At 70.8% G+C, this 11,329-nt stretch carries 9 protein-coding genes; 4 read left to right on the top strand and 5 right to left on the bottom strand.

Features of this window, described 5'->3' with window-relative positions:
- The 3 genes from EAS64_RS11760 (at window position 1) to EAS64_RS11750 (ending at window position 2,574) form a co-directional block, all read left to right on the top strand.
- Window positions 1-837, top strand: coding sequence for an ABC transporter ATP-binding protein (locus EAS64_RS11760; RefSeq protein ID WP_145852955.1), 837 nt, complete (start codon window positions 1-3; stop codon window positions 835-837).
- Window positions 838-926: 89 nt separating this feature from the next.
- Window positions 927-1,892: a serine hydrolase gene (locus tag EAS64_RS11755; protein ID WP_145852954.1), complete on the top strand. Its 966-nt coding sequence runs from the start codon at window positions 927-929 to the stop codon at window positions 1,890-1,892.
- Window positions 1,893-2,145: 253 nt separating this feature from the next.
- Window positions 2,146-2,574 (top strand): hypothetical protein, encoded by a 429-nt coding sequence (locus EAS64_RS11750; protein ID WP_145852953.1) that lies wholly within the window; start codon window positions 2,146-2,148, stop codon window positions 2,572-2,574.
- Between the two features lie 78 nt (window positions 2,575-2,652).
- On the opposite strand, the gene EAS64_RS11745 is transcribed toward EAS64_RS11750, so the two are convergent.
- From EAS64_RS11745 to EAS64_RS11735, 3 genes are all read right to left on the bottom strand, one after another.
- The gene (locus EAS64_RS11745; protein WP_145852952.1) at window positions 2,653-3,501 is read right to left on the bottom strand and encodes a thioesterase family protein; all 849 of its coding nucleotides are present in this window, start codon (window positions 3,499-3,501) and stop codon (window positions 2,653-2,655) included.
- Between the two features lie 81 nt (window positions 3,502-3,582).
- Entirely contained in the window at window positions 3,583-4,620 is a 1,038-nt protein-coding gene (locus EAS64_RS11740) for a polyphosphate kinase 2 family protein (RefSeq protein WP_145852951.1), read from the bottom strand.
- Window positions 4,621-4,671: 51 nt separating this feature from the next.
- The gene (locus EAS64_RS11735; protein WP_145852950.1) at window positions 4,672-7,443 is read right to left on the bottom strand and encodes a cation-translocating P-type ATPase; all 2,772 of its coding nucleotides are present in this window, start codon (window positions 7,441-7,443) and stop codon (window positions 4,672-4,674) included.
- 235 nt (window positions 7,444-7,678) lie between these two features.
- Between EAS64_RS11735 and EAS64_RS11730 the strand changes: the two genes are divergently transcribed.
- Complete coding sequence (locus tag EAS64_RS11730; protein ID WP_187365848.1) at window positions 7,679-9,430, top strand: SulP family inorganic anion transporter; 1,752 nt, start codon at window positions 7,679-7,681, stop codon at window positions 9,428-9,430.
- 9 nt (window positions 9,431-9,439) lie between these two features.
- On the opposite strand, the gene EAS64_RS11725 is transcribed toward EAS64_RS11730, so the two are convergent.
- Both EAS64_RS11725 and EAS64_RS11720 read right to left on the bottom strand, forming a co-directional pair.
- Window positions 9,440-9,940, bottom strand: coding sequence for an HAD family hydrolase (locus EAS64_RS11725; protein WP_145852948.1), 501 nt, complete (start codon window positions 9,938-9,940; stop codon window positions 9,440-9,442).
- Window positions 9,941-9,945: 5 nt separating this feature from the next.
- Entirely contained in the window at window positions 9,946-11,325 is a 1,380-nt protein-coding gene (locus EAS64_RS11720; RefSeq protein WP_145852947.1) for a diacylglycerol/lipid kinase family protein, read from the bottom strand.
- Window positions 11,326-11,329 lie beyond the last annotated feature (4 nt).

Here is an 11,329-nt window from a genome sequence, read left to right as displayed (position 1 = left end):
GTGAGCCAGCTTGAACTCCGTGACATCACCGTCGAGCGTGGCGGCCGGCCGGTGGTCAAGGACGTGACCATCACGGTGCCCGCCGGGGAGGTCACCGCGCTGCTCGGGCCGAACGGCGCGGGCAAGTCCTCCCTTGTGCTCGCCGTCGGCGGAGTGCTGCGGCCGCGCCCGGGCTCGGTGCTGCTCGACGGGACTGAACTGGCGGGCCAGCGCCCCGAGCGGATCCGCGCCGCCGGCGTGGCGATCGTCCCCGAGGGCCGTCGGCTACTGCCCGACCTGTCCGTCGACGACAACATCAGGGTCGCCACCTACGCGCTGAGCAAGAAGGACGCGGCCGACGGGCGGGCGCGCGCGCTCGAGCTGTTCCCCCGGCTCGGCCAGCGGCTCACCGTCCCGGCCCGGCTGCTGTCCGGCGGCGAGCAGCAGATGGTGGTGCTCGCGCAGGCCCTGGTCTCGCAGCCGAGGTACATCCTCATCGACGAGCTGTCACTCGGCCTGGCCCCGGTCATCGTCAACCAGCTGATCCCGGTGATCCGCGAGGTGGCGGCGAGCGGCGTCGGCATCCTGCTCATCGAGCAGTTCGCCACCGTCGCGCTGTCCCTGGCCACCGGGGCGCACGTGATGGAGGGCGGCGTGCTGCGTTACTCGGGCACGGCGGCCGAACTCAAGGAACACCCGGACCGGCTGCACTCCGCGTACTTGCTGCGCGGGTCTGCGGTCGAGGCGAGCGCGGTGCTCGACGGGTCCGTCGCGGAGGCGCTCGGCGACGCGTCCGGCGCGGGGGAGAAAGCAGAATTACGCCCTGTTCGCGCCGTCCCGCATATGATGCCCCGGTAGCTTCTGGGCCCTGACCGGTCCGGATCAGTCCCGGACTCGTTCCGGATGGGCCTGGAGTGGTTCCCGGGTCGGCAAGGAGGGCAGCGGTCATGGTGAGCGCCGGGCGCGCCGTTGCTGGCGTGGCGGTCACCGTGGCTGCCGCCCTCGTGCTCGTCATCGGGCTGTTCATCGTGCTGCGCGGGCGTGGCGGCGACTCGGCCGCCGGGGCGGCGGGAACTGGCGGTGCCGCGGCCATTGCCGGGGCTTCCGGCGGGCCATCAGGTTCCGCCGCTGGCGCCGCGCTGGGACCGCAGGGATCGTCGCCTGGCGCCCCGCGCGCCAACCCGCTGTCCGGCGCCGCGGCAGCGTGGGTGGCGGGCCGCTCGGGCACCGTGCGCGCCGCCGTCTACGACGTGACCACCGGGCAGTCCTGGCGGCTCGGCGACGGGCCGGTGCAGGCCGAGGCCAGCGTCGTCAAGCTCGACATCCTTGAGGCGCTGCTCGCCCGCGGCGGCGTGTCCGGGCTGTCGGCGGCGGACAAGTCGCTGGCCCGTTCCATGATCGAGGACAGCGACAACGACGCGGCGACCAGCCTGTGGGACGAGGCAGGCGGCGCTGTCGGCCTCGCCGCCTACAACGACCGGGCCGGGCTGACGAGGACGGCCCCCTCGGCGTGCGTCACCTGCGCGGGCTTCCCGTGGCCCGGCTGGGGGCTGACCACCACCGTTCCGTACGACCAGCTGGTTCTGCTGCGCCAGCTCGTCCTGCCGGGGGAGCGGCCGCTGCTGTCGCACGCCGCCCGCTCCTACGCCCTGTCCCTGCTCGAGCACATCGCCCTCGGCCAGCGCTGGGGCGTGTCGGCTGGCGTTCCCGCCGGGGTGAAGGTGGCGCTGAAGAACGGCTGGCTGCCGCTCGACGGCGTGAATTCAAACTGGCAGGTCAACAGCGTTGGCTGGATATCAGGCGACGGCCGCGACTACCTGATCGCCGTCTTCAGCACCGGCACCGCGACGGAGAAGTACGGCATACAGACGATTAACCACCTGTCCCAGCTCGTCTGGTCCGCGATGCGCTGATCGGCGGAGATCGCCGGCGGTGCGACCCTCGGCCCATGCGGCGCGTCTCCCGCACTATCACGGAAACTCCCATCCTGGCGGCAATCTGATCATGGCCGGGCGGGTGCACGGAGAGACATGTACTGACTTCGGGGCCAAAATGCGCCTGATTTGATCCGGTTTGTTCCCCCAAACTCCGTATGCCTTGACCGCGGCACCCCTGCTGTAGGAGGTCGGCGGTGCCATCCTGACCGGCGGGATCCCGGGCCTGCTGGTGATCTCCGGCCTGGTGCTCACCCTGCAGACCGTGCTGGTCATCGCCACCGGCAGCATGCTGCTGTTCTTGCTGCAATTCCCGCTCGCCAACCTGGCCCTGTGCATCCTGTTCGCCAGGACAGCGCCCACCGGCCGGCCGCTGGTGGACCAGCTGGCCGCCGAGGTGGTGGCGCTGCGCAGGCCGTCGGCGACGCACGCCGGCCTCGACCGCTTCTTCCGCGGCGTGACCTGGCTGTGGGCGGGAATCTTCGCAGCCTCCACCGTCGGCCTGGTCCTCCTCATGGTGTTTGAGCCGGTCCCCGTGTTTCTCCTGGCCACCACGCTGGTGACCGTCGCCGGGGTGGTAGCGGGCACCGCGGTGTCCGTCGTGTGGCTCATGTCCATGCTTCGCCGCCACGGCCTGCGCGTCCGCTTCGGGCCCGCCTGAGGGTGTCGTTCGGCCTGGCCTGACGGTGTCTAGGCGGGTCACGGGTAGGCAGGGAGCCTGGCAGCAGGAAGAGCCAGCCTAGGCGTGACGGCCCTCGGGATGGCGGAGGGCGGCCAGTTGCGTGGCCTGCATGACCAGCCGGCCTCGCGAGTCCCACCCCTCGCAGACCTCGTCGGCGAAGCCGTCCTGGATCATCTGGGCGCGCATCCGCAGCCGGAGCGGGCCGGGAGCCGGCAGGGCGCGAATGTAGACGGTGAGGTCGAGCGTCGGCACCCAGCCGGTGAGCGTGATTCCCGCGGTCGCGGGCGGCAGGGCGTCCGCCGCGTAGAGCAGGCCCACCGTGTCCACGACGTCGGTGTCGTCGTCACGGAACCAGGCGCGGAACTCGCCCTTCCCGGTCACCAGCGGGCCGTCCGGCGTGATGGTGAAGCTGGTGGCCGGGTCCAGGCTGACCGTGGTGCCGCGCCGCCGGCCATGCAGCGGCGGTTCGCACTCGCCGATCGGCGGGAGCACGGGCGGCTCGCCGCCGCCCCAGAACGGCTCGCTGCCGGCAGGCAGGCTGGCCAGCGTGAAACGGGCCTGGGCGCCGAGCCCGCCGGACCCGCCGGAACCGCTAATGGTGGCCGTGACCTGCGTGGCAGTGCGGCCCGCCCGCACTACCCGGGTCTCGATGACGGCCGGGCCGACGTCAAGCGCGGCGTAGTACTGAACCCCGGCGGCGATCACGTGCTCGTGGCCGGACCCGGCGCCGGCGGCGGCGAGCGCGGCCCGGCCAAGGCAGGCGAGCAAGTAGCCCCCGTTGGGTTTGCGCCGGCCGATCGAGTACTCCGGCCGAAGCTCTACCCGGTAGGCGCCATCGCCGCACGACGACACCGCGGTCGCCGCCGCGAATGTCAGCGCCGGACCGTCGTTCACAGGTTCCGTCATGGACCCAACCGTAGGGCAGGTCCCTTTTAGCCCGAACGGGAGGCTATTGCCCGGATCAGGCCGACGAGCCGTCGAGCCACGTCAACCCTTCGCCTTCTTCCCGGCCCTTGTCTTGTCCCGCTGGGCCGCCTTGTCCCGCTGCGCCGCCTTGTCCCGCTGCGCCGCCTTGGCCTGCTTGGCGGCCTGCTCGGCCGCGAACGGATCGGCCGCGGCTCCCTTGGGCGCCTGGGCCTCGAGTTCGCCCTTGATGACGAGCAGTTCCTCGCGCCGCTCGGTGCTCACCTCCGGATACCGCGGGTCGATGTCCATCAAGGTGTCGACCAGGATCGCGGCCGCGCACAGCCGGGCGAACCACTTGTGGTCAGCGGGGATGACGTACCACGGCGCCCAGGGCGTGCTTGTCGCGGACAGCATCTCCGAGTAGGCCTCCTGGTAGTCGTCCCAGCGCTTGCGCTCGCGGACGTCGGCGGCGGAGAACTTCCAGTTTTTTTCCGGCAGGTCGAGCCGCTTGAAGAACCGGGTCCGCTGCTCCTCCTTGGACAGGTTCAGGAAGATCTTGACGATGTGGAACCCGTTGTCAGTCAGGTAGCGTTCCCAGTCGTTGATCTCGCGGTAGCGGCGCTGCCACACCCCGCTCCGCTTGGCCTTTTCCGGCAGCTTCTGGCGGCTCAGGTTCTCCGGGTGCACCCGCACCACGAGGACCTCCTCGTAGTGCGAGCGGTTGAAGATGGCGATGTCGCCGCGCGCGGGCAGGTGCCGGTTGAAACGCCACAGGTAGTCGTGGTCGAGTTCCTCGGCGGACGGCACCTTGAAGCTGGAGACGTGCACTCCCTGGGGGTTCACCCCGCTCATGACGTGCCGGATCGTGCCGTCCTTGCCGGCGGCATCCAGCGCCTGCAGGCACACAAGCACCCCGTGCGTGTCCTGGGCGGCAAGCCGCGCCTGGTAGTCGCACAGCATCGCGATGCCGCGCTCCATGATCTCCGCGGCGTCACCCTTCTTCACGTAGTCGGCCTTGTAGCCGGGGTCGAAGTCCTTGGCCAGCTTCACCGTCGACCCCGGCTTGACCCGCAGCGGCTTGATCAGTTCCGCGATCCGATCGGCTCTCTCGTCCGCCATTCTTCGCCATTCCTCTCCTGAACGGGTTCGGCGTACTCGGGATGCCCCGGGTCAAGCCCTGGGCGCGGGGACGGCGGGCACGGCGGGGAGACCGGCCGCCGCCGGCATAGTGCGCTGGCGGCGCAGCTGGATGGCCTTGTCTACGCCGACCGCGAGCGGCATGACCAGCGACAGGCCGAGCACCGTCAGCCACTGTCCGCCGGTCAGCGACTGCGTGTTCAGCAGCCGCTGGAACATGCCGAGCTCCACCGCGGCCCAGGTGAGGGTCCAGCCAAGGATGATCCACCCCAGGTAGGGGAAGACCGGCCGCGACCAGGCGGGCTCGCGCTCCCGTCGCATGACCAGGCCGAGGTTGACCGCGCTGAACGAGACGATGGCGAAGGCCATGGTCATGTTGGCCGACGCGTGGGTGGTGCTCGGCTTGCCTGGGCCCCACTCGAGCACGCCGAGCGCAATGGCCGCCACGATGAAGCCACTGGCGAACCAGCGGATCAGCTGCGGCCGGTTGACCATCTTGGTGCCTGGCCTGCGCGGCGGCCGCTGCATCACGCCGGGGTCGGGCACGTCGGCGATGAAGCCGATCACCACGGTGATCACCACGAAGAACTTGCAGAACAGCAGCTGGAGCGGGAACAGCGCGATGCCGTGATTGATGTTGAGTATGGTCGCGTACACCATCAGCTGCAGCACCGAGGACAGGATCGTCAGCTGCAGCTTGACGTACGAGGAGATGCGCCGGTAGATATCGCGGCCCAGGTCCACCGCGTGCACCAGGGTCGCGAAGTTGTCGTCGGTCAGCACGATCTTGGCCGCCTGCTTGGACACCTCCGAGCCGCTGCCCATGGCGACGCCGATGTCGGCCTGCTTAAGCGCCGCAGCGTCGTTGACGGCGTCGCCGGTCATCGCGACCACGTCGCCCGATTCCTGCATGAGCCTGGCGAGCCGCAGCTTGTCCTCGGGCGCCACCCGGCCGAACACGTGCAGCGCGGGGAGCCTGCTTGTCAGCTCGGCGTCGGTCAGGTGCTGCAGTTCGGTGCCGGTGATCACGCCGGCCCCCAGGCCGAGCTCGTCGGCGATCGCCCGCGCGGTGACGGTGTGGTCGCCGGTGATCATCCTTACGTCGATCCCCGCGCCGAGGGCGGCGCGGACGGCGTCCTTGGCCTCGGTGCGCAGCGGGTCCATGATGGCCACAAGCGCGACGAAGACGAGGTCGGTGACCACTGCCATCGGGTCGGTCATGGCCAGTGTCATCGTGTCGGAGCCGAGCTCCCTGGCGGCGAACGCGAGCACGCGCAGCCCGCGAGAGGAAAGGTCGCTGTTAGCGGCGATGATCTGCTCGCGCACGGTGTCCACCGGAACCTGCTTGCCATGCCACAGCGCCGTGCCGCACCGTTCGAGCACGACGTCGGGCGCGCCCTTCACGCACACCAGGTGCGGCTGCCTCAGGATCCCGCCGGCCAGCGACTCTGGGCAGTCATGGAAGGTCGCCATGAACTTGTACTCGGAGTCGAACGGCACCTCGGTCCTGCGCGGCAGCACCGTCCTTGTCTCGGCCGCGTCGACGCCCATCTTCGCGGCGAGCACGACGAACGCGGCCTCGGTCGGATCGCCGATCACCGACTCGTCGTCCCCGACGGTGGCGTCGGTGCACAGCGCGAGGCCGAGCGCCAGGCGGCGGAAGTCCGGGCTCTCGCCGCCGGCGACGCCCATGATGACGCCCGCCTTCTGGTAGCCGGGGCCGGAGATGGTGTACCAGTCGCCGCCTGCCAGCATGGTGGTCGCCGTCATCGCGTTCATGGTCAGCGTGCCGGTCTTGTCGCTGTTGATGACGGTGGTGCCGCCAAGCGTCTCCACGTCGGACAGCGACTTGACCACCGCCTTGGCCGCCGCGAGGCGCTGCGCCCCTGACGACAGCATTGTCTGCACGAACGTGGGCAGGCCCACAGGGATCGACGCGATCGCGGTGGACACGCACAGCAGGACCAGCGTGGTGATGTCCTGGCCGCGGACGATGCCGACGATGGCGATCACCGCGACGGCCAGCCACGCGATGGTGCCGAAGACCTTGGTCATCCCGTCAAGCTCGCGCTGCAGCGGCGAGCGCGAGCGCTTCGTGGCGGAGACCATGCCGGCGATCTGGCCCATCTGGGTGGCCTGGCCGGTCGCGGTGACGACGAACATCGCCGAGCCGCGCGTCACCTGCGTGTTCTGGAAGACCATGTCCGTACGGTCGCCGATCCCGACTTCGCCGCCTGCCAGGGCGCCCCGGTCCTTGGCCACCGGCGCGCTCTCGCCGGTCAGCGCGGCCTCCTGCACCTCCAGGGTGGCGGAGGAGATGATCCGGCCGTCGGCGGGGACGACGTCACCCGCCTCGATCAGCACGATGTCGCCTGGCACGAGCGTGGTCGAGTCGATCTCGAAGATCTCGCCCGTTCGCCGCACCCGCGCCTTGAGCACCTGCAGTTGCGCGAGCGCGTCGACGCTCGCCCGGGCCTTCATCTCCTGGTTGGTGCCCATGACGACGTTGAACGTGACGAGCGCCAGCACCACGATGGCGGTCGGGACCTGGCCGATGGCGATGCTGGCAGCACCGACGATCATCAGCATGATGTTCATCGGGTTCAGCAGCTGTCCCCGCGCCACGGCCCACCGGCTCGGCGGCGGCTCCTTCGGCAGCTCGTTGGGCCCGTACTTGGCGCGCAGGCGCGTCACCTGATCGGGCCTGAGGCCCTGAGCGGGCACGACGCTCAGCCGGCGGGCAGCGTCCTCCGCCGACAGGGTGTACCAGGCGACGTCGTCGGATCTCGGACTCATCGTGGTCATGCTCAGCTCCTGCGGTGCTCTGGCCGGGTGCTCAGATGCTGCCCGAGCGGCGCCGTGCTGTCGTCACCCATCCGCGGGTGATTGCCGGCGCGCCGCGCGAGCCGCTCGGCTTGCGATAGCGGCGTTTCGCCCGCCTCGCCCGGTTTCGATCCCACACCTTCCTGCCGGCGCCGGCATCACCCCTCGTGGGTGAGGCGCCGGCCGTACCGGGCCGGGCCGAATGGGGAGGATGCGGATGCGTGCGATCGCGGCCGGGGTGGTGAGCGTGCTCGGATGGTTGCCTGGCCTCCAGGCGGTAAGGACTTACCGGCGCACGTGGCTGGCCAGCGACATCGCCGCCGGGATCGTGCTGAGCACGCTGCTTGTGCCGCAGGGCATGGCCTACGCGGAGCTGGCGGGCCTGCCGCCCATCACCGGCCTGTACACGTCGATCATGTGCCTGCTCGGCTATGCGTTGTTCGGCCCGTCCCGGGTCCTGGTGCTCGGGCCGGACTCCTCGCTCGGGCCGATGATCGCCGCCACGATCCTGCCGCTGGCCGGCGCGGGCGGCGACCCGAAGCGCGCGGTGGCGCTGGCCTCGATGCTGGCGATCATCGTCGGGGCGATCATGGTGGTGGGAGCCGTGGCGAAGCTCGGCTTCATCGCCGACCTGATCTCCAAGCCGACGATGATCGGCTACATGAACGGCCTGGCGCTGACCATTCTCGTCGGCCAGCTGCCGAAGCTGTTCGGGTTCAAGACCGACGCCGAGGGCCTGATCGGGGAGGCCGCGGCGTTCGTCAGGGGCCTTGCCGACGGCAAGGCCGTGGCGGCGGCGGCCACGGTCGGGATCTGCGGCACCGCGCTGATCCTGGTGCTGCAGCGCTGGCTGCCCAAGCTGCCCGCCGTGCTCATCGTGGTGGTGCTATCGATCGCGGCCACATCGATCTTCGGCCTGGCGGCCCGCGGCGTCAGCCTGGTGGGCGTGCTGCCCAAGGGATTCCCGCCGCTCACCCTGCCCGATGTCCGGCTTGCCGACCTCGGTCCGCTGTTCGCGGGGGCGGCGGGCATCGCCCTGGTGTCGCTGGCCGACACGATCTCCACCGCGTCGGCGTTCGCCGCGCGGACCGGCCAGGAAATCGACGGCAACCGCGAGATGACCGGGATCGGCGCGGCGAACCTGGCGGCCGGCCTGTTCCAGGGGTTCCCCGTCAGCACCAGCGGCTCACGGACGGCGGTGGCGGAGAGGTCAGGCGCGAAGACCCAGCTCGCGGGCGTCGTCGGCGCGGCGGTGATCGTCGTCATGATCCTGCTCGTCCCTGGCCTGTTCCGCAACCTGCCGCAGCCCGCGCTCGCCGCAGTGGTGATCACCGCGTCGCTGTCGCTCGCGGACATCCCGGGGACGGCGCGGCTGTGGCGGCAGAACAAGGCCGAGTTCTGGCTGTCGCTCGCCGCGTTCAGCGGGGTCGCCCTGCTCGGGGTGCTCCCCGGGATAGCCATCGCGGTCGGGCTATCGATACTCAACGTGTTCCGGCGGGCCTGGCGGCCCTATGAGACCGTGCTCGGGCGGGCCACCGGCCTCGAGGGCTACCACGACGTGCGCGGCCATCCAGGCGCGCAGCAGCTGCCCGGCCTGGTGATCTACCGGTTCGACGCGCCGCTCTTCTTCGCGAACGCCACGAGGTTCCGTGACCAGGTGATGCGGCTGGCCAGGGCCGAACCGAAGCCCGCGTGGATCGTGCTGGCCGCCGAGCCGATGACCGACGTCGACACTACCGCGTCCGACATGCTCGAGGATCTTGACGAGGCGCTGACCGAGCGCGGCACGAGGCTGGTGTTCGCCGAGCTGAAGGACCCGGTGCGGCGCAAGATCGAACGGTACGGGCTCGCCAGGACGATCGGACCGCGGGACTTCTTCCCGACCGTCGAGTCGGCGGTCGAAGCGTTCCGCGTGCAGACCGGCGCCCAGTGGCCCGCCCGCTCAGCGGGAGCGGGGGACGTCCGCTGACGGCGGGTCTTACTCTGCCCGATCTCTTCGGCCGCGGCTGAACAGCGCGGGCACGGCCAGCCGCCCCAGGCGGTGCATCACCCGCGGCCCGAGCGGCGCGCCGTCAAGCCGCGGCTGGTAATGCAGGAAGGTGAAGCCGAGACGCCGGGCGAGCAGCCCGTCGGTGGGGACCTGATCGCCGATCACCGCCCCGGGCCGTGGCAGGTCGGCGTAGGGCGCGGTGCGCAGCGGCTTGCCCGCCGAGGAGACGTAACGCACCTCCAGGTCGCCGGCGTCCGGGATCGCCGAGGGACGGCGCACGGAGTTCGTCGAGAAGACAAGGACGCGCAGTGCCGGCAGCATGGCGACCTTGCCCACGACCATCGCCACGCCCCAGTCGAGCGACTCCTGGGTGTTATGCCACCAGGAGACGAGTGGCTCGATGTCGACGATCAGCGTCTGGACCGACAGCCTTCTCGCCTGCTCCAGGATGTCATCGAGGTCCGTGTAGCGTTCGTAGCGGCCTCTCACCAGCCTCACCTCAGCACGCGCGGGCGCGTGTCGCCCGCCCCGGACGCGCCAGCGTCCCGCGTACCGCGGCGGCCGACTGCGAGCTGCCAGATCCTGCCCCAATTCAGCTCCGGCTTGGGCGCGGGGACGCCGGGCCGGTCGCGTGGCACCCAGACCCGCAGCGCGCGGTGGCGGATCCCGCACAGCACGGGGACCGGCAGGATGATCGCCTCGCCGTCGATGCCAACCGGCACCTGCTCGGTGTCGGCGGTGACGATCACGTCCCGCGCGGTGAGCGCGCGCAGCCCGGCGGCGCGCTTGCCGCTGATCAGGCCCACCGCCTCACGCGCGCTGGCCACCGTGACGGCCACCACGCCGAGTTCGCCGCGGTCCAGCCGGACGCGCCGGCCAAGGCCCGCGATGTCGCCGGTCCCGTACGGGTTGTTACCGATGAGGAGTGCCTGCGGCCCGCTGATCTCCATGCCGTCCGCCAGGGCGGTCAGCCGGGTACCGCGCTGGCCCTGCAGCAGGTCGGGCAGCAACTGCAGGGTCGTGCCGAGCTTGTCGTCGCGATAGGCGGGATCCTCGACGATCTCCGCGTAGGCGCCGAAGGACGCGTTGTTGACGAAAGTCCTGCCGCCGATCACGCCGAGGTCGACGCGGAGTTCGACGGCATCGCGGAGCGCGCCAAGGCAGGCGGCCGGGTCTTCCCTGTCAAGCCCGAGGTCGAGCGCGAAGTGGTTGCGGGTGCCCGCGGTGACGACCACGAACGGGAGGCCATGGTCCGCCGCGATTCCTGCCACCAGCGCCTGCGTGCCGTCGCCGCCGGCGACGCCGAGCAGATCGGCGCCGTCGGCGACGGCCGCGCGCGCCACCGCGGCGACGTCGACGGGCCCCGGGCCGTCGAGCAGGAACACCTCGGCGCCGAGCTCCTCAGCCCGCCGCTTGAGATCGAACCTGACGACCTTTCCGCCGCCCGACTTCGGGTTCATGATCACGAACGGGTGCCGGGCCTGCCGCGGCACCGGATACTCGGGCATTCGCCAGTCCCCGATGTCGTCGACTAGCGCCTGACGTGCGGTCATGGCCGCGAGCCCCCACCCGGCGGCCGAGGCAAGCGCCACCCACAGCAGCGAATGCAGCGCGTACACGACGATAACGGCGATCGGCGCGGCCGCGAAGACGGTAAGCGACACCCAGCGCGCAACGCCACGGCGGGCCAGGAACAGGTAGATCGCCGCCAGGCTCACCACGGCGGCGGCCAGGCCCACGGCCAGCATGCCGAAGCTGCGCAGCCCGGCCTCGACCCCCACCACGGCGATGGCGCACGCGGCGAGGACGATGCTGAGCCGTGCCAGCCACGGCGCCCATCGCGACCCCGGGGGAGCGGCTTGCTTCGTCATCATCCAA

This window comes from Trebonia kvetii, from assembly GCF_007827045.1.
GTDB classification, from domain to species: Bacteria; Actinomycetota; Actinomycetes; order Streptosporangiales; family Streptosporangiaceae; genus Trebonia; species Trebonia kvetii.
This window is presented reverse-complemented; position numbering and strand designations above follow the sequence as displayed.

Bases quoted from the DNA above. Each gene is read 5' to 3' on its own strand.
- EAS64_RS11755 (WP_145852954.1), top strand. From the start codon at position 927: ATGGTGAGCGCCGGGCGCGCCGTTGCTGGCGTGGCGGTCACCGTGGCT.
- EAS64_RS11745 (WP_145852952.1), bottom strand. From the start codon at position 3,501: ATGACGGAACCTGTGAACGACGGTCCGGCGCTGACATTCGCGGCGGCG.
- EAS64_RS11740 (WP_145852951.1), bottom strand. From the start codon at position 4,620: ATGGCGGACGAGAGAGCCGATCGGATCGCGGAACTGATCAAGCCGCTG.
- EAS64_RS11735 (WP_145852950.1), bottom strand. From the start codon at position 7,443: ATGACCACGATGAGTCCGAGATCCGACGACGTCGCCTGGTACACCCTG.
- EAS64_RS11730 (WP_187365848.1), top strand. From the start codon at position 7,679: ATGCGTGCGATCGCGGCCGGGGTGGTGAGCGTGCTCGGATGGTTGCCT.
- EAS64_RS11720 (WP_145852947.1), bottom strand. From the start codon at position 11,325: ATGATGACGAAGCAAGCCGCTCCCCCGGGGTCGCGATGGGCGCCGTGG.